This is a genomic window from Brevundimonas subvibrioides, from assembly GCF_027271155.1.
Lineage (GTDB): Bacteria > Pseudomonadota > Alphaproteobacteria > Caulobacterales > Caulobacteraceae > Brevundimonas > Brevundimonas subvibrioides_D.
This window is the reverse complement of record NZ_CP114542.1, coordinates 1539177-1556393: the sequence shown is the minus strand read 5'-3', so window position 1 is coordinate 1556393 and position 17217 is coordinate 1539177. Positions and strand designations below refer to the sequence as shown.

Annotated in this window: 12 protein-coding genes; 5 read left to right on the top strand and 7 right to left on the bottom strand. The window is 67.8% G+C overall.

Annotated elements, in window-relative coordinates; all coding sequences use genetic code 11:
• Positions 1-109 precede the first annotated feature (109 nt).
• The 4 genes from O3139_RS07795 to dusB are packed head-to-tail and all read right to left on the bottom strand — an operon-like array spanning position 110 to position 5705.
• Positions 110-973: a D-amino-acid transaminase gene (locus O3139_RS07795; protein ID WP_269513369.1), complete on the bottom strand. Its 864-nt coding sequence runs from the start codon at positions 971-973 to the stop codon at positions 110-112.
• The gene (locus tag O3139_RS07790) at positions 973-2379 is read right to left on the bottom strand and encodes a sigma-54-dependent transcriptional regulator (RefSeq protein ID WP_269513368.1); all 1407 of its coding nucleotides are present in this window, start codon (positions 2377-2379) and stop codon (positions 973-975) included. The genes O3139_RS07795 and O3139_RS07790 overlap by 1 nt, the downstream gene beginning before the upstream one ends.
• A 9-nt stretch (positions 2380-2388) precedes the next feature.
• Positions 2389-4650 (bottom strand): sensor histidine kinase NtrY-like, encoded by a 2262-nt coding sequence (locus O3139_RS07785; RefSeq protein ID WP_269513367.1) that lies wholly within the window; start codon positions 4648-4650, stop codon positions 2389-2391.
• Positions 4647-5705: a tRNA dihydrouridine synthase DusB gene (dusB, locus tag O3139_RS07780; protein WP_269513366.1), complete on the bottom strand. Its 1059-nt coding sequence runs from the start codon at positions 5703-5705 to the stop codon at positions 4647-4649. Before dusB ends, O3139_RS07785 begins: the two co-directional genes overlap by 4 nt.
• Before the next feature lie 64 nt (positions 5706-5769).
• Between dusB and O3139_RS07775 the strand changes: the two genes are divergently transcribed.
• Positions 5770-6903: a bifunctional 2-C-methyl-D-erythritol 4-phosphate cytidylyltransferase/2-C-methyl-D-erythritol 2,4-cyclodiphosphate synthase gene (locus O3139_RS07775; protein ID WP_269513365.1), complete on the top strand. Its 1134-nt coding sequence runs from the start codon at positions 5770-5772 to the stop codon at positions 6901-6903.
• Positions 6904-6909: 6 nt separating this feature from the next.
• Here O3139_RS07775 and O3139_RS07770 read toward each other — a convergent pair whose 3' ends face one another.
• Complete coding sequence (locus tag O3139_RS07770; protein ID WP_269513364.1) at positions 6910-9210, bottom strand: spermidine synthase; 2301 nt, start codon at positions 9208-9210, stop codon at positions 6910-6912.
• Positions 9211-9293: 83 nt separating this feature from the next.
• Here O3139_RS07770 and O3139_RS07765 point away from each other — a divergent pair, with 83 nt between their 5' ends.
• Together O3139_RS07765 and O3139_RS07760 are read left to right on the top strand one after the other, a co-directional pair.
• Positions 9294-9788, top strand: a complete 495-nt coding sequence (locus O3139_RS07765; protein WP_269513363.1) for a CinA family protein — start codon at positions 9294-9296, stop codon at positions 9786-9788.
• Positions 9785-10021 (top strand): sulfurtransferase TusA family protein, encoded by a 237-nt coding sequence (locus O3139_RS07760; protein ID WP_269513362.1) that lies wholly within the window; start codon positions 9785-9787, stop codon positions 10019-10021. Before O3139_RS07765 ends, O3139_RS07760 begins: the two co-directional genes overlap by 4 nt.
• On the opposite strand, the gene O3139_RS07755 is transcribed toward O3139_RS07760, so the two are convergent.
• Positions 9987-10913 (bottom strand): YihY/virulence factor BrkB family protein, encoded by a 927-nt coding sequence (locus tag O3139_RS07755; protein ID WP_269513360.1) that lies wholly within the window; start codon positions 10911-10913, stop codon positions 9987-9989. The genes O3139_RS07760 and O3139_RS07755 overlap by 35 nt on opposite strands.
• A gap of 189 nt (positions 10914-11102) precedes the next feature.
• On the opposite strand from O3139_RS07755, the gene O3139_RS07750 reads away from it, so the two are divergent.
• Positions 11103-12422 carry a diguanylate cyclase domain-containing protein gene (locus O3139_RS07750; RefSeq protein ID WP_269513359.1) on the top strand — a complete coding sequence of 440 codons (1320 nt, stop codon included), beginning with the start codon at positions 11103-11105 and terminating at the stop codon, positions 12420-12422.
• Positions 12423-12444: 22 nt separating this feature from the next.
• Here the strand turns inward: O3139_RS07750 and O3139_RS07745 are convergent, their stop codons facing one another.
• The gene (locus O3139_RS07745; protein WP_269513358.1) at positions 12445-13695 is read right to left on the bottom strand and encodes a glycosyltransferase; all 1251 of its coding nucleotides are present in this window, start codon (positions 13693-13695) and stop codon (positions 12445-12447) included.
• 305 nt (positions 13696-14000) lie between these two features.
• On the opposite strand from O3139_RS07745, the gene O3139_RS07740 reads away from it, so the two are divergent.
• Complete coding sequence (locus O3139_RS07740) at positions 14001-17183, top strand: autotransporter outer membrane beta-barrel domain-containing protein (protein ID WP_269513357.1); 3183 nt, start codon at positions 14001-14003, stop codon at positions 17181-17183.
• Positions 17184-17217: the final 34 nt, after the last annotated feature.

The following is a 17217-nucleotide window of genomic DNA, read 5'->3' as shown; positions in this document are numbered from 1 at the left end:
GCAGGTTTGTCCTGTTCTTTTGTTGTTCGCCACGCTCGGGGGGAGGAACGCGGGGCCGGTTGAGCCCGGCCTTGTCAGCCTAGACGACGCAGTTGCCGCGTCGCAACATCTAGATGGCCTCGCGCTTCGCCTCTTCAAGGTAGCGGGCACGCAGTTTCGTCGCGATCGGGCCCGGCTTGCCGTCGCCGATCTTCACGCCGTCGATCGAGATAGCGGGCATGACGAAGGCCCCGGCGGCGGTGAAGAAGGCTTCCCGCGCCTCCTTGGCCTCGTCGACGCTGAAGGGGCGTTCGTCCAGCTCGATGCCCTCGGCCTCGATCATGGCCATGATGGCGGTGCGGGTGATGCCCTTCAGGATGTTGGCCTGGGTGTCGCGGGTGCGCAGCTTTCCGGCCTTGTCGACGATCCAGGCGTTGGTCGAGGAGCCCTCGGTGACCAGACCCATCTCGTCGACCATCCAGGCCTCATAGGCCCCCTTGTCGCGCGCGGCCTGTTTGGCCAGGACGTTGGGCAGAAGACCGACCGTCTTGATGTCGCAACGGCCCCAGCGGATGTCCGGGTGGGTGACGACGGCGACGCCCTTTGCGGCCTGGTCCTGGGAGCGGGCGAAGGGGATGGATTTCGACGTCACCACCACGCTGGGCGGGGTGCCGGGGGCCGGGAACGGGTGGTCGCGGCGCGCCGTGCCGCGCGTGATCTGCAGATAGACGATGCCGTCGCGGACGCGGTTCCTGCGGATCGTCTCCTTGAGCACACGGGTCAGGGCCTCGGGCGTCATCGGAATGTCGATGCGCAGCTCGGTCAGGCTGCGGTGCAGCCGGGTCATGTGGCCCTCGAAATCGGCCATCCGGCCGCCGAAGACGGACCAGACCTCATAGACGCCGTCGGCAAACTGGAAGCCGCGATCCTCGACGTGGATCGTCGCCTCCGAGTGGCGCTGATAGACCCCGTTCACATAGGCGACCCGCGACATCAGTCGATGCTCCCGTCTTCGTCTTCGCCGCCGCGCGAGGGGGAAACGCCCAGCGACTTCAGCTTCCTGTGCAGCGCCGATCGCTCCATGCCGATGAAGGCGGCGGTGCGCGAGATATTGCCGCCGAACCGCATGATCTGGGCGGCCAGATATTCGCGCTCGAACACCTCGCGCGCCTCGCGCAGCGGCAGGGCGATGGTGCGTTCGGTCCCCATGCCGGAGGCACCGGTCGATGCCACTTCCTGGGGCAGCATGTCGGCCGAGATCGGGTCGTTCAGGTCGCCGGTGGCCAGGATCAGCAGGCGTTCGACGTTGTTGCGCAGCTGGCGGACATTGCCGGGCCAGGGATGGACCTGCAGCACGGCGATGGCGTCATCGCCGAGACGTCGGCGCGGCAGCCCCTGGGACGTGCTCAGCGTGTCGATGAAGTATTCGACCAGTTCGGCGATGTCCTCGCGACGTTCCGACAGCGGCGGGACGCGGATCGGGACGACGTTCAGGCGGTGGAACAGGTCCTCGCGGAAGCGACCCTCGGTGATCTCGATCTTCAGGTCGCGCGAGGTCGAGGTGACGACGCGGACGTCGACCTGGACGTCCTGTTCGCCGCCGACGCGGCGGAAGCGCTGCTCGACCAGCACGCGCAGGATGCGGCTCTGGCTCTCGCGCGGCATGTCGCCGACGTCATCGAGGTAGAGGGTGCCGTTGTGGGCGCGCTCGAACACCCCGATCTTGCGCGGGCGGCCGTCGTGACCCTCCTCGCCGAACAGCTCCAGATCCAGACGCTCGGGCGTCATGCCGGCGGCGGAGATGGCCACGAACTCGCTCTTTGCCCGTGGGCTGGCCTCGTGAATCTGGCGCGCGACCAGTTCCTTGCCCGATCCGGGCGGACCGGAGATCAGGACGCGGCTGTTGGCGGGGGCGACCTTGGTGATGGTCGTGCGCAGGACCTGGGCCGCGGCAGAGCGGCCGATCAGCCCCGTCGGCGTCATCGCGATCCCCCGCAGGCGACGGTTCTCGCGCTTCAGCGAGGCCGCCTCCAGCGCGCGCTCGATGACCACCACCAGCCGGTCGGACTTGAAGGGCTTTTCGATGAAGTCGTAGGCCCCGCGCTTCAGGGCGCTGACCGCCGTCTCGATATTGCCGTGGCCAGAGATCATGACGACGGGCAGGTCGGCGTCCAGTGTCTTGACCAGGTCGAGCAGTTCCAGCCCGTCCATGCCACCGCCCTGCATCCAGATGTCCAGCACGATCAGGCTGGGCTTGCGGGCCCGGATGCCGGCCAGGGCTTCCTCCGAACTGGACGCGCAGCGCACGGAATGACCCTCGTCTTCCAGCAGGCCGGAGACCAGGTCGCGGATGTCGGCCTCGTCGTCGACGACCAGGATGTCAGCACCGTTGGAACGCATATCGCCTCGCTATTCGGCCGCCAGCGTGCGGGAGCTTTGCGGCTCGGGCGCGCGGTCGGCTTTGCCGGTGGGAATGAGGGGAAAGATGAGACAGATTTTCGCGCCGCCCAGAGTGTCGGCATCTGACAGTTTCAGGTCGCCGCCGTGGTCCTCGCAGATGCGCTTGACGATCGCGAGACCGAGGCCAGTGCCCTTCTCGCGCGTCGTGACATAGGGCTCGGTCAGGCGGTCGCGGTCGCGGACGGGCAAGCCCTTGCCGGCGTCCTCGATGATGAAGGTCGCGATGCCGTTCTCGATCTCCAGCCGCGCGCTGATGGCCACGTCGTCCTCGTTGGCGGGGGTGCCCAGACGGCGCGCCGCGACGGCCTCTCCGGCGTTCTTCAGGATGTTGGCGAGGGCCTGACCCACCATCCGGCCGTCGGCCTTCATCTTGGCCCTGGGCAGGGGTTCGATCAGTTCGACGACCATGTCGGGTGCCGCGACGCGCTGGGCGAAGACGGCCTCGCGCAGCAGTTCGGCCGGGTTCTCGTTGGTGAAGCGCGGCGCGGGCATGCGGGCGAAGGACGAGAACTCGTCCACCATCCGGCCGATATCGCCGACCTGGCGGATGATGGTGTCAGTGCACCGGTCGAAGATTTCGACATCCTCGGTGATGGCGGGACGGAATTTGCGCTTCAGCCGCTCGGCCGACAGCTGGATCGGGGTCAGGGGGTTCTTGATCTCGTGAGCGATGCGACGAGCCACATCGCGCCAGGCGGCATTGCGCTGGGCCGTGACCAGCCGGGTGATGTCGTCGAAGGTCAGCACCATCTCGCCGCCGACGCCGCCCTCGATCCGGACGCGCAGGCGGCGCATCTCGCCCTCGCGCGAAACGTCGATGTCTTCCTCGATGTGGGCCTCGACCCGCCGCACCAGTTCGCCGAGTTCGGGCGCCACGTCGGCCAGACCCTTGCCCCGAACCTCGACCTCGGAGATCGACAGCAGTTGCAGGGCGCTGTCGTTGATCGCGGAAATCCGACCGCGCCTGTCCAGGCCGATGACGCCGGCGCTGACGCCCGACAGCACGGTCTCGATGAAGCGGCTTCGATCCTGGGCCTCGTCGCTGGCGGTCTTCAGGGCGGCCTGCTGGGCCTGGAGGTCGCCGGTCATGCGATTGAAGGCGCGAGACAGGGTGGCGATTTCGCCGGGTGCGCCGTCGGCCTCGACGCGGGCTGACAGGTCGCCTGCAGCCACCTGATCGGCCGCCTTCACCAGCCGTCCAATGGGGGCTGAAATGGCACTGGCCGCCGACATGCCGAGCCAGACGGCTCCGACCAGGACCAGCAGCGCGGTTTCCAGATAACTGAGCGCGAACGCGGCCTGAAGCCTGGCGCGGCTTTCCTCGGCGACGCGATAGGCCTGGATCGACTCCTCGCCATTCCGCATCCGGGCGACGATGCCGGGGGCCAGGGGCCGGACGACATACAGATAGGCGTCGCCATAGTCGGGCAAGGGATAGACGGCGCGGACGGTGTCGGGATGCTCCGTGACCGTGACAGGGACTTCCTGACCCTCGGCGGCGGTTTCGAACACCTCGCGCGGGGGCGCGACATAGGCGGGGGCTCCGGGCAGTTCGCCGCGCGCCAGCACCTGACCCTCTCCGTTCAGGATATAGACCGCCGGATAGCCGAAAAACTCGGCAATCTGCGTCAGGGCCCCCGAGAACTGGATTCGGTTGTCGAACACGTCGCGCACCCCGCCGAGCTCATTGGCCATGGTGCCAAGGTCTCGCTCCAGGCCACCGCCGACGTCCGCCACATAGGCCTTGCCGATCGATGCACCGTTGTTGACGGCCGAGCGGACGTTCTGGCTGAACCATTGGTCCACCCCGCGATTGACCAGCAGACCGAACACCAGGGCGATCAGCACGGCCGGCACCACCGCCACCAGCGAGAACAGCGTCACGAACCGCAGGTGCAGGCGCGCGCCCGGATCGTCCGCCCGGCGCTGCGATAGTCGGAGCACCCGGCTGCCGATCACCGCACCGAGGCCGCCGATCAGCACCAGGTTGGCGATCAGGACATAGAGGACCGCGCGGCTGGCCGTGGCGCGGGCGTCATCGCCGGCGGCCGCGCCCGGCGCGACGGCGACCAGCCAGATCGCGGCACCGGCGATCAGAAAGGCCAGGGCATAGGCTGCGCCGAACGCCGCACGCATCGGTCCGGCCTCCAGCCGTCCCCAGAGGGATGGCTCGCCTTCTGTCGCGCTGGGCTGGACCGGCGTGTCGCTCATATCGCGACAGCTTCAACTACCTGTGGCGAAAACTCAACAGCGTCGTTGCGGAAATGCTTCGGAAGCGTCACGCCCCACAGTGCCGCCAGCGCCCCTGCGACCGCGTTCGCGTCATCAAGGCGGCAAATCTGGCCCTTGGCGGCGCGCCGATCCTCGGGCGAGGCGGGCCAGGGGGCCTGCTCGACGTACCAGCCCAGATGCTTGCGGAACATCTTCAGGCCCAGGCCGGTGCCATAGAAGGCGATGGAAGTATGCAGATGATCGACGACGATCGCGAACCGCTCGTCGCGGTCGGGTTCGTGCAGGACGGTGCCGTCGGCAAGGGCGCGCTCCAGGTGGGCCGCCAGCCAGGGACGACCATAGACGCCCCGTCCCAGCATCAGGCCGTCGGCCCCCGACCTGTCCAGCGCCTCGCGCGCCTGCCCGGCGGTGACGATATCCCCGTTGACGATGACGGGGATGGCCACGGCGCGCTTCACCGCTGCAATGGCATCCCAGTCGGCGTGGCCGGTATAGAACTGCTGGCGGGTCCGGCCGTGGACCGTCACCGCCTTCACGCCAAGGGCTTCCGCGCGCGCCGCCAGTTCGGGCGCATTGCGGCTGTCGTCGTCCCAGCCCAGACGCATCTTGACCGTGACCGGCCGCGAGGTCGCGGCGACCACCGCCGCCATGATCCGCCCGGCAAGGTCCGGGGTCCGCATCAGGGCCGAGCCCGAGGCCGAGCCCGTGACCTCCTTGGCCGGACAGCCGAAGTTCAGATCGACGATGTCGGCCCCCGCCGCTTCGGCCATGCGCGCGCCCTGCGCCATCGCGGCCGGATCGCGTCCGACCAGCTGAATGACCGTCAACGGCAGGCCCTCGCCGACGGCCGCGCGCCGCACGACATCCGGCCGGGCGCGGGCCAGTTCTGCCGCCGCCACCATTTCGGTGGCGACATAGACGGCACCCAGTCGACAGGCGAGCTGACGGAACGGCAGATCGGTGACGCCGGTCATGGGGGCCATCAGCACCCGTCCGGGGATCGTCACGTCACCGATCTGCAAGCCTGTGCTCATCCGTCCGTCACCATCCCATGCGGAGCCTCTCGTCAACCGCCATCGTGGCCCCTAGAAGGCCGTCATGACCTTTGCAGCGATCGTGGTGGCGGCCGGATCCGGCTCCCGGGCCGGTGGAGACAAGCAGTGGCGGCGGCTGGGCGGCAAACCCGTCGTGCGCTGGTCCGTCGAGGCGATGCTGGATTCGGGGGCCGATCAGGTCGTGGTCGTCGTGGCTCCGGGCAGTCAGGACAGGGCCGCTGACGCCTTGGCCGGACTGACCCACTGGTCGGCGATCGTCGGAGGGGCCGAACGCAGCGATTCGGTTCAGGCGGGTCTCAGGGCCCTGACCGGCGCGAAGGATCAGGTCGTCCTGATCCACGACGCCGCGCGCCCCCTGCTTTCTGCCGAAGTGATCGGGCGTCTGCGCGCCGCCCTGACCGGGGCCGATGGAGCGATCGCCGCCCTGCCCGTCTCCGACACCCTGAAGCGCGGCAGCGACCGCATCGAGGCTACGGTGGACCGCGCGGGCCTGTGGCGCGCCCAGACGCCCCAGGCCTTCCGGGCCGACAGACTGCTGGCCGCCTATGCCGCCTGGCCCGACGGGACGGCCCCGACCGATGACGCGGCCGTGGTCGAGCGTGACGGCGGCACGGTGCGACTGGTGCCCGGCGATCCGCGCCTGATGAAACTGACCTATCCGGAGGATTTCGACATGGCCGAGGCCCTGATCCCACGCCAGACCCGGGTCGGCTCCGGGTTCGACGCCCATCGCTGGGGCCCGGGCGACACCGTCTGGCTGTGCGGCGTGGCCATCCCGCACGATCAGACGCTGATCGGCCATTCCGATGCCGATGCGGGCCTGCACGCCCTGACCGACGCCCTGCTGGGCGCCATGGGCGACGGCGATATAGGCGATCATTTTCCGCCGACCGATCCGCAGTGGAAGGGCGCGCCGTCGGACCTGTTCCTGATCCATGCGGTCGAGCGGCTGCACGCCCGGGGCGGGCGGCTGGTCAATGTCGACGTCACCCTGATCTGCGAGCGACCGAAGGTGAAGCCGCACCGTCAGGCGATGCGCGAGCGTCTGGCCGAAATTCTCGGCCTGCCGCTGGACGCCGTCAGCGTGAAGGCGACCACGACCGAGGCCATGGGCTTCACCGGTCGCGGCGAGGGTCTGGCCGCCCAGGCCCTCGCCACGATCGAACTGCCCGCCTGAGAGGCCTCAGCCCTCGCCCCTGAAGTGACGCCACAGCGAACCGAACAGATTCACATAGTCGTCGGTCCAGGGTTTGACCTTCGTGTCCGGCAGCACGGCCCAGCGCCGATCGGCCCGGAACCGGGCCAGGCCCGCCTCGGTCGGTGACAGGATGATCGCCTCGGTCGAGGCCTCCGCCATTTCCGGCGCATCGGCCCGTTCGGTATAGGTCTGGTGCAGATAGGGCACCCCCAGCGACACGGCCGCAGCCTGGGCTGGCTGGGTGATGTCCAGATTCCGGTTGGACAGATGCAACAGCAGCACGCCATCGGGCTTCAGCAGTTTCAGATAGCCGGCGATGGCCTCGACGGTCAGCAGGTGGGTCGGCACGGCGTCGGACGAGAAGGCGTCGATGACGAGATAGTCATAGGTGCCGGCCTTCTCGTGGGCCATCGACAGGCGGGCATCGCCGAGCACCGTCCGGACCGGACCATCGGCGCAGGTCGAGATGTAGGTGAACCACTTCGGATCGCGCGACAACCGGTCGACCATCGGGTCGATCTCGAAATAGGCCAGGGTGTCCTCGGCACGCTTGTAACCCGCCATGGCTCCGGACCCCTGCCCCACGACACCGACATTAATGCCGCGGCCTTCGTTGCGAAGCTGCAAGCCCTGCATGACCTGCCCGAGGGGCGTCGATGGCGCGTAATAGAGCGTCGGCATGCAGGCGAAGCGCGGGTCGACCGCCTGGGCCCCATGCAGCGTCGTACCGTGCGACAGGACATGGACGGGGCCGCCCAGGCGCGGGTCCTGGGGCGTGGCAACGCGCATCAGGCCAAAGAAGCTACGCTCGCTGAGGTCCCAGACATAGCCGCGCGCGATATGGTGCGACCCGATGGCCACGACGGCCATGATGACCGTGAAGAACGGAGCCCGATCGCGGACCATGAAGGCGCAGATCACGGCTACGCCGAAGATCAGCTGCGACAGGGCGACGATCTGCTCCAGCGAGAACAGGGCCCGGAACGGGGCATTGTAGCGCATGACCTCCAGGGCCAACGGCGGCACGATCGCCAGCAGGATGCCCCCCAGCAGCAGGGCCATCTCGCCACGGCCGACCGTTTTCCAGCTCCAGGGACGGACCAGGCCGACCAGGACCAGGACCAGCGGATACTCCCACACCATGTTGAAGATCACCGGCGCGATCAGGGCGTTGAAGATGCCGCCGACGACCCCTCCGATGGATAGAAGCAGGAAGAACTCGGTCAGCCGGTCCGGCGCCGGTCGCCGCTCCGCCAGCACCTGGTGGCACATCAGGGCGGTCAGGAAAAACGTACCCAGGTGCAGCGCGAACATCATCAGCCAGTCGCCGTTGCGGAACGCCAGCAGCACCATGCACGCCCCGACAAGGGCAGCCTGGAACGTATAGGTATAGGACAGCGGAATCAGTGGCTTGGACGAGAAGGCGATCACGAACGTCAGCAGATACAGCGCCAGCGGGATGATCCACAGGAACGGCGCGGAGGCGACATCCGTCGATAGATGCTGCGTCACGCCCAGCATCAGGCTGGAGGGTGCGGCGGCGATCAGGATCAGCTTGATCTTGTCCGCCCAGGCGATCGGCTTCGAGCGGACAAGCGGCTCGGCGTCCAGTGCGGGCGTGACCGCACGCTTCCACGTCACCGCCGCCAATCCGACAATCAGCAGCAGAAAGACGGCATAACCGCCGCTCCAGGCAGCGCGCTGGCCCGACAGGGTCATGAGCGGCTCGATCACGACCGGATAGGCCAGCAGCGCCAGGAAGCTGCCGAGGTTGGAGGCCGCATAGAGGACATAGGGGTTCTTGCCGTCGGCGTGCCCTGCCCTGACCCGCGCGAACCAGGCCTGGAGCAAGGGGGCCGTGGCCGAGAGCACGGCAAAGGGCGCGCCGACGGACAGCACCAGGGTCATCAGCAGCCAGCCGATGGGGGCCGAAGGGTCGGGATCGCCGAGCAGACCGTTGATCTTCAGTGGCAGGAACAGCGCCGCGAGCGCCAGCAGCGCCAGGTGGACAGCGAGCTGCGCTCGCAGGCTCTTCAGCCGCTGGAGGGCGTGGGCATAGGCGTATCCCGCCAGCAGCGCCGCCTGGAAGAAGACCATCGAGGTGTTCCACACCGAAGGCGATCCCCCCAGCATGGGCAGAACCAGCTTGGTGACCATCGGCTGGACCACGAACACAAGGGAGGCAGAGGTGAAGATCGCCGCCGCGAAAAGGAGCGGCGTGAACCGATCGCCGGTCGCGGCATCGCCAGCACCGGGCACACCCGTGTTCAGAGTGGTTTCAGACATGGATCCCCCAAATCGTCCCCGGCTCGACAGAACCCGTGTCGGACGTCACGCTAGATTGACTCGGGGCGGTTTCGGAAAGGTCAATGTTTCCAGAGGACATCCAGACGCTGGCAGAGGCGGTGATCGCGACAGCCGCAGCCCGTGGGCTGACGCTGGCGACAGCCGAGAGCTGCACCGGCGGCCTGGTCGCCGCCGCCCTGACCGCCGTGCCCGGATCTTCGGCCGTCCTGGACCGGGGTTTCGTGACCTACAGCAACGCGGCCAAGACCCGGCTGCTGGGCGTCCCGGCCGAGCTGATCGACCGAAACGGCGCTGTCGCGCAACCCGTGGCCGAGGCCATGGCGGCGGGGGCCCGGGATGACGCAGGCGTCGATCTGGCCGTCTCGGTCACCGGCATCGCCGGGCCGGGGGGCGGATCGGCGGACAAGCCGGTCGGCCTGGTGCATTTCGCCTGCGCGAGCAAGGCGGGCGTCCGCCATGCGGTGCACCGCTTCGGCGACATCGGCCGCGAGGCGGTGCGCCTGGCCAGTGTCAGGGTGGCCCTGGGGCTGCTTCTGGACGCGGCGGAGGCGGCGTGACGGCGGTCATCGACTCGCGAGGGCATCGCTGTCCGGTACCGAGCCTGCGCCTGCGCAAGGCGCTGGAAGATCAGCCCGGGATTCAGGCCTTCGTCCTCCTGGCCACGGACCCCATGGCGCGGATCGATGTGCCGTTTCTGATGAGCGAACTGGGAGGACGGGTCGTCTCGGTCGAGGAGACCGACGATGGCCTGGCGATCACCGTCGAGAGGCGCGCCGCTCCGACAGGTTGACGACGGAACCGGAGGTTTCGGGTTCAATGTCCGGCGCGCCCCGCGCGCGCCAGGCGATCTCCATCTCGGTGGCGAACGCGCCGCCATAGAAGATGGCGTTGACGTTCCACGACAGCCAGATCAGCAGCACCACCACCGCCCCGACGGACCCGTAGGTCGCACCCAGCTGTGCGATCTGCTCCACATAGATGGCGCAGAGCCACGACGAGACCATCGACATCAGCGTCGCCACGACGCCCCCCGTGATCGATGGCCCCCAGGCGACGGGATCGCGATGAGACATGGCGTATCGATAGAGCAGCGTCAGCCCCACCCCGAGACCCAGCGCCGGCCACAGACCATCCAGCGCCATGAAGCCGCTCTCGGCCGCCACCGGTCCCGTGTGCTCCAGCAGGCGGGACGTCACCACGGCACCGGACACGATCGTGAACAGGGCGAAGGCGAACAGGGCGACGAAGAAGGCCAGAAGGTTGAACTTGAAGAAGCCGTGCGGCTCGGTCTCGTCATGGATGAGATTCAGCCCTGCCAGCAGGGCCTTGAACCCCCGGTGCGCGGCATAGGCACCGACGATCAGGGCGAAGGCGCTCTGGGTCGAGACGGTACGGGCAGAGGCATTGGACAGACGCTCGATCTCGGCGCGGAAGATGGCGCGGGCCGCGTGGGGCATGACATCGGCCAGGGCGGCCGCCTGTTCGCCGACCTGCGCGATCGACAGCACGGCCTTGTAGAAGCCGATCAGTATGGCAATGGCCGGAAAGACTGCCAGCAGGGCGAAGAACGACACGCCACCCGTATAGAGCATGACGTCCCGGCCCCAGCTGCGGGTGAAGGCCCGCACAGAAAGCCTGCCCCAGAAGCCCGGGGATGCGATGTCCGTTCGATATCCGCTCAAGCCGGTTCCCGCCGCCGCCCCTGTTTTGTGACCCTATCGTAAAACATCCCTGTGTGCGGCGTCCACCACTCGACCATTTTCGCCTGCGGCGGGTGTCATCGACATTGCGCCGACCGTGGCCGCATCGGTATGGTCGATTTGCCCGCGAGGGCTCGTGGGCAATCGGCCGACGGATGGGGAGACGTCGCCTTGAGTCAGGAGCCGCGCGTGCTGGTCGTCGCCGCGACCGATGAACGGATTGGTCTGATGTGCCGGGGGCTGGATTCGCTGGGGTGGCGGACCATGACGGCGCGCACCGGCAACGCAGCCGTGGCCGCCCTGACCGATTTCACGCTGGAGGTCGCGATTCTGGACGCGGACCACCCCGAGATCGCGGCCCTGCCTGCGGCCCTGCGGCGCGCCGCCGGTGCGCGCCGCCTTCCCGTCGTCGGCATCGGCGAGGGACTGGAGGAAGGCGGCGATTTCGACATGGTGGCCGCCCAGGCACCGCACCCCGCCCAGGTCGCCCTGCGAATCGAACAGCTGGTCCGTGCCGCGATCGCCGAGGAGGAGTTCCGCCTGCGGCAGGCGACGTTCGCCCTGCACGGCGCGACCCTCGATCCGGGGGCGCCGGATCCGGCACCCTTGAAGATCCTGATCGCCGGAGCCCCGGACCACCGGTTCCTGGCCCTGTCCAATATCCTGACGGGCGAAGGCGCGGAGGTGATCGCCGCGCCGACGCCCTATACGGCCTTCGACTACCTGCACGAGACCTCGTTCGATGCGGCGGTGCTGTGGGGCGCTCCGGATCACGCCCCTGCCCTGTCCATCGCCTCGGGCATGAAACGGAATACCCGCCTGTATCACATACCGCTGGCCCTCTATCTGCGCAGCGAAGGCGAGATCAATCTGAGCGAGCTGTTCAACCGGGGCTTCTCCGACGTCGCCGCCGCCGACACGCCGGAGCCGGACACGGCTGCGCGGGTGCTGTCACTGGCCCGCACCCATCGCCGCCATCTGGCCATCCGCAAGGCCCTTGAGGGCGCGCGCGGTGCCGGGATCATGGACCCGTCCACGGGCCTGTTCACCCGGACCCTGTTCGCCAGCCATCTGGGCCGGGTGGCCGAGGCGGCGACGGCGCGACGGCGTCCGCTGTCGGTCTGCGTCCTGCGTCTGGCGGACACGGACGCCCTGACCCGCGCGCGCGTCGGAGGCTGGCTTGACCGGGCCATGCCGCAAATCGGAGCCATGGTCTCCAGACTGGTTCGGGTCGAGGACACGGCCGCGCGCCTGGCCCCGGAGGTGTTCGCCCTGGCCCTGCCGGCCACCCCGGCAGCTGCCGCGCGCCTTGCGGCCGAACGGATCGCCGCCGTGATCGGCTGCACCGCCTTCGATGCGGGGCCCGAACGATCGCCGTTCGTGGCCGATTTCCATGTCGGAGCCGCCGAACTGATGCCGGGCGAAAGCGCCGCGGCGGTGCTGGAACGGGCCTCGGCCGACCTTTATGCCGCGCGGTCTGCCCTGGTCTGAGCGGACCGCTCCCGCGCGGAGCCTAATGGACGGGCAAGACCTCGGCGGGTGTCACGAACTCGGCCTTTCCACTGACCTCGCCATAGGTCATGCACAGATCCTCGAACACGCGGTTCCAGGCAAATTTTTCGACAGTATGAACCCGGGCCGCCGCACCGATCGCCTCGATGTCGCGTTCAAACAGCGCCGCGACCGCCTGCGCGTAGTCGTCCGGGTCCGCGCTGCGGGCCAGCTGGCCGACCTGATCGGTCACCGTCTCCGCCACGCCGCCTGCGTTGACGCCGACGACCGGCCGGCCGCAGGCCATGGCCTCAAGCACGATCAGCCCGAACGGTTCCTTGTCGTTGGCGTGCACGAAGGCGTCGCACGAGGCGATGATCCGGGCGACCGCGCGGGGATCGCGCTCATAAGGCAGGGCGATGACGCGGTCTTCGGCCGGCATGCCGGCTCCGGCCCCCACCAGCACCAGATGATAGGGCGCGCCCAGCTTCTGGACGGCCTCGATCAGAACGTCGATGTTCTTTTCCCGGGCCGGTCTCCCCGCAAAGCAAAGCAGTCGCGCATCCCGGGGCAGACCCAGTCGCTTCAGCAGCCAGTCCCGGTCGCGCCGGTCCGGGCGGAAGGTATCGATCTCGACCCCCAGGGGCCGGATGACGATGTCGCGCACGCCGGCTTCTTCCAGCCTGCGGGCGATGAAGCGGCTGGGCGAGACGACCCGGTCGAATTGTCCGAACAGACGGGCCCAGCGCTTCTCGACCGGCTTCTTGGCCCACTCCCCGAAATGCAGCGCCGCCAGGCCAGCCGGATCGGAATGGCAGAAGCCGACCACGGGACAGCCCGCACGCTGGCCGGCCTCCAGCGCGCCCTGCCCCGGCGTATAGGGGTCGCCGGCCTCGATCAGCGAGGGCTTCATCGAGGCCACCCAGGCCCCCCAGCGCTTGACCGAACTGGGCCAGCGATAGCCGTCGCCGAACGGCAGCTTGGTGGCGTGCAGCTTGATGATGCCGTCCTCGCCCGCTTCATGGCGCGCCCCGGGCACGACCAGGGAGTGGGCGATACCGGGGCGGTTCGCCTCGATCCAGGCCTTCTTCGACAGCAGATAACGCTTCACGCCGCCGGATCGCGGGGCATAGAGCATGGTCGTATCGACCATACGCGGGCGAGGATCGGCCGTCGAAGCCTTCAGCACCCTCAGTGTCTCGGCCACCTCCTCGTCCAGCCCCGGGATCAGGCGAAGTTCGCCCTCCTGAACGTCCAGATCGGTCATGCTCATGGGCCGGGTCTCCGGTGACCGGCGCGAACCGCGGGGTCGGGACTTTGGGATGCGTGCGGACGATTTGCGCGGGGCCATCGAACGCCCCTACGCCCGGTGACCGTCAAGCTCAAGCCGCTTCGCCCATCGATGGTTCCGTCATTGAGGTCGGCTTGCATCACGTCAGGCAAACCCTCGCTACATGGCGGGCACGGCCGCTTTAGCCTTGCAATCGCCTCAAATTCGCGAAACTTGAGACAGGTGGCGGCCCTCCTGTTAGAAGGCCCCGCGCCTGCTGGCGTGTCCTTCTGGGGTGAACTTTGCGAATGCGTAGACTGCTTGCGACCGCGGTGGCGCTTGCCCCTCTGATGGCGGTCACCGCCGCGCGGGCCGAGGTCGTGATTTCGACGACCCGCACAACGCCGATCCAGACGTCGAACGCGACGGGAACGGCGCGCGACGACATCCGATTCGCGTCGGGCGGTTCGATCGCCGTGACCAGTGGCGTGGCCGTCACTGTGGATACCAACAACAGCATCGATCTGGACTCCGGATCCACAATCACCCTTGCGAACAGTGCCGACGGGGCCACCGCCATTCTGGTCGGCCCGGGTGCCGTTACCGGGAACGTCACCATCGGCGGTGCGATTTCTGTCACTGACAATATCGACACCTATCCCGACACGGACGGGGACGGGAATACTGACGGACCTTTTGCCAACGGGGCCGATCGCTACGGCCTTCGTCTGACCGGACCGACGGCCCTGACCGGAAACGTGCTGGTGGAAAGTTCCGGCAGTGTTCTGGTCGAAGGTACAAACGCCCGTGCCATATCGGTCGAGCGCGCCCTGACGGGCAATCTGACCAACTTTGGCAACCTTCGCGCGGTAGGAACGAATTCCGTCGCGGTTGCAACGACCTCGACGGTTTCGGGCGCAATCAACGTGTCTGGAACGGTCACGGCGCAGGGCCAGGACGCCAGTGCCGTGAACATCCAGGGCGATGTCGGCGGGCGACTGACGCTGCAAGGTGCAATCTCCTCCACGGGTTACCGCTATTCCAGCCGACCGACGGCGGCACAGATCGCGGCACTGGATCCCGACGACCTGCTTCAGGGGGGATCGACCGTCGTCGTGGCCGGCAACGTCGCCGGTGGGGTCGTCCTGGACATTCGCCCCGCCGACCTCGATGCCAACAGCACCGATGAGGATGGCGACGGTATTGCCGACGCCTCCGAGAGCAACGGGGAAATCAACGCCTTCGGTCTCGCCCCGGCACTGACGATCGGTTCGGCAACGCGGGGAATCACGCTCGGCGTTGCCGGGACTGGCAACAATGCCTTCGGCCTCATCACCCGGGGCGCGATCAACGCCAACGGCATCTATGATGGGATCAGCGCCACGGCCGTCCAGGTCGGCGTCGCCGGCGGTCAGACGGTGACCATCGATGGCGGCATTCGCAACGAAGGCTCCATTCTTGCCATCGGCGCCGAGGCCGGTGCAACCGGTTATCTGATCAACCGCGGCGTGGCGACGCCGCGGTTCGACAATACCGGCTCCCTCACCGCTGGTGCCGTCGCGACGACGGCAGCCCGGACCGTGGTGGCACTGGATATCGCCGCCGGGGCCAACCTGCCCCTCCTCATGAACAGCGGGTCGCTGCTGGCATCCTCAACGGGTGGCCGGGCCTCGACGACGGCCATTCGGGATGCATCCGGGACCCTGACGTCGATCACCAATGTCGGATCGATCCAGTCCCTTCTCGGGCCTGACACAACGACCGGCCTGACGAGCGGAACTGTGACGGCGATCGATGTGTCCGCCAACACCACCGGTGTGACCTACCGCCAGTACGGGACGACCGCTACGGCGACCGCAAGCGATCCCGACACGGATGGTGACGGTGTGCCCGACTCCCGCGAACCAACGACCCTGGGAGCAATCCGGTTTGGATCCGGTGCCGACGTGCTGTCGGCCGAAAATGGCGTCATCGTCGGCGATGTCTCGTTCGGGGCCGGCGCAGATCGGCTTTCCCTGACCGGTGGCGCACGCATCCAGGGGGCGATCAGCGACAGCGACGGCCTGCTGACGGTCGACATCACGAACGGGACGCTGGATGCCCGCCAGACCAGCGCCACCAACGTCACCCGGCTGAACATCGGCACCGCCGGCGATCTGATCGTCACCCTCGACCCGGCCACTGGAACCAGTTCCGGGTTCCGGGTCAACGGGACGGCGACCCTGGCCGATGGCGCAGGGCTTGGCGTCCGGTTCAACTCGCTGATCACGTCGGCCCAGCGGTATACGATCATCGACGCAAACACCCTGGTGGTCGGAACGATCGATCAGACCGCGGTCCAGGCCAACTCGCCCTATCTGTTCATCGTCACGGCGGGCACCAACGTCGCGGCGGGCGATGTCTATATCGACGCGCGACGCCGGACGGCGGCCGAAGCGGGACTGATTTCCGTGGAGGCCCAGGCGTTCGATGCCTTCTACACCGGCCTGACCGGAAGTGGCGCGCTGCTGAACGCCTTCACCGCCCAGACCACGCGCGCAGGCTTCATCGAGCTTTACGAACAGGTCCTGCCGGATCACTCGGGTGGGCCTCTGCTGTCGCTGGCATCCGGCGTCGATGCCGTGACGCGCGCCCTGACCGGGCGCAACGCCACGGTCGCGCCGGGCGAAACGAGCGCCTGGATGCAGGAAATCAACTTCTACGCCGACAAGGACAAGACCGACTCCTACGGCTTCCGCTCCGAAGGCTTCGGAGTCGCCGGCGGTATCGAACGCGGCTCGTCGCTGGGGGCCCTGGGTGTATCACTCGCGTTCACCTCGTCCGATATCCAGGACCCTGAAGCCGAGGCCGAAGAGGTCCTGACCGCCAATCTGGTCGAACTGGGTCTCTACTGGCGGGCCCAGGGACAGGCCTGGACGACGTGGGCGCGGGCGGCGGGCGGCTATGCCACCTTCGACTCGACCCGCCAGATCGTGACAACCGCCATCAACATCCAGAACACATCGAGCTGGAACGGTTTCACCCTCGCCCTGGCCGGCGGGGCCTCCTACGAGCGTAAATTCGGTCGCCTGAACATCCGGCCCGAGGTCTATGCCGAGTATTTCTCGCTGAACGAGGACGCCCACACCGAGCAAGGCTCCAACAACAGCTTCAACCTGGATATCGAAAGCCGGGACGGGCACATGTTCTCGACCGTGGCCGCGGTCAACATCGGCTACGGCTTCGGTCAGGACGGCTGGATCCGACCGGAGGTCCGGCTGGGCTGGCGTCAGAACATCTCCGTCGACCCGGGCGAGACCATGGCGCGGTTCGTGTCGACCGGGTCGTCGTTCAAGCTGACACCGGACTCGATCGAAGGCGGCGGCCCGATCGCGGGCTTCAGCCTCAGCGTCGGCAACGACCTGGGCAAGCTGTCGATCACGGCCGATGCAGAGAAGATTGAGGACTACATCCGCTACAGCCTGCTGCTGCGGGCCAGCTTCAAGTTCTGATCGGGCGGGATCGGAGGGTCATCCCTCCCGCTCC

Coding starts and splice junctions, on each gene's coding strand:
- O3139_RS07790 (WP_269513368.1), bottom strand. CDS start 2,379: ATGCGTTCCAACGGTGCTGACATCCTGGTCGTCGACGACGAGGCCGAC.
- O3139_RS07775 (WP_269513365.1), top strand. CDS start 5,770: ATGACCTTTGCAGCGATCGTGGTGGCGGCCGGATCCGGCTCCCGGGCC.
- O3139_RS07765 (WP_269513363.1), top strand. CDS start 9,294: ATGTTTCCAGAGGACATCCAGACGCTGGCAGAGGCGGTGATCGCGACA.
- O3139_RS07785 (WP_269513367.1), bottom strand. CDS start 4,650: ATGAGCGACACGCCGGTCCAGCCCAGCGCGACAGAAGGCGAGCCATCC.
- O3139_RS07745 (WP_269513358.1), bottom strand. CDS start 13,695: ATGAGCATGACCGATCTGGACGTTCAGGAGGGCGAACTTCGCCTGATC.
- dusB (WP_269513366.1), bottom strand. CDS start 5,705: ATGAGCACAGGCTTGCAGATCGGTGACGTGACGATCCCCGGACGGGTG.
- O3139_RS07740 (WP_269513357.1), top strand. CDS start 14,001: ATGCGTAGACTGCTTGCGACCGCGGTGGCGCTTGCCCCTCTGATGGCG.
- O3139_RS07795 (WP_269513369.1), bottom strand. CDS start 973: ATGTCGCGGGTCGCCTATGTGAACGGGGTCTATCAGCGCCACTCGGAG.
- O3139_RS07770 (WP_269513364.1), bottom strand. CDS start 9,210: ATGTCTGAAACCACTCTGAACACGGGTGTGCCCGGTGCTGGCGATGCC.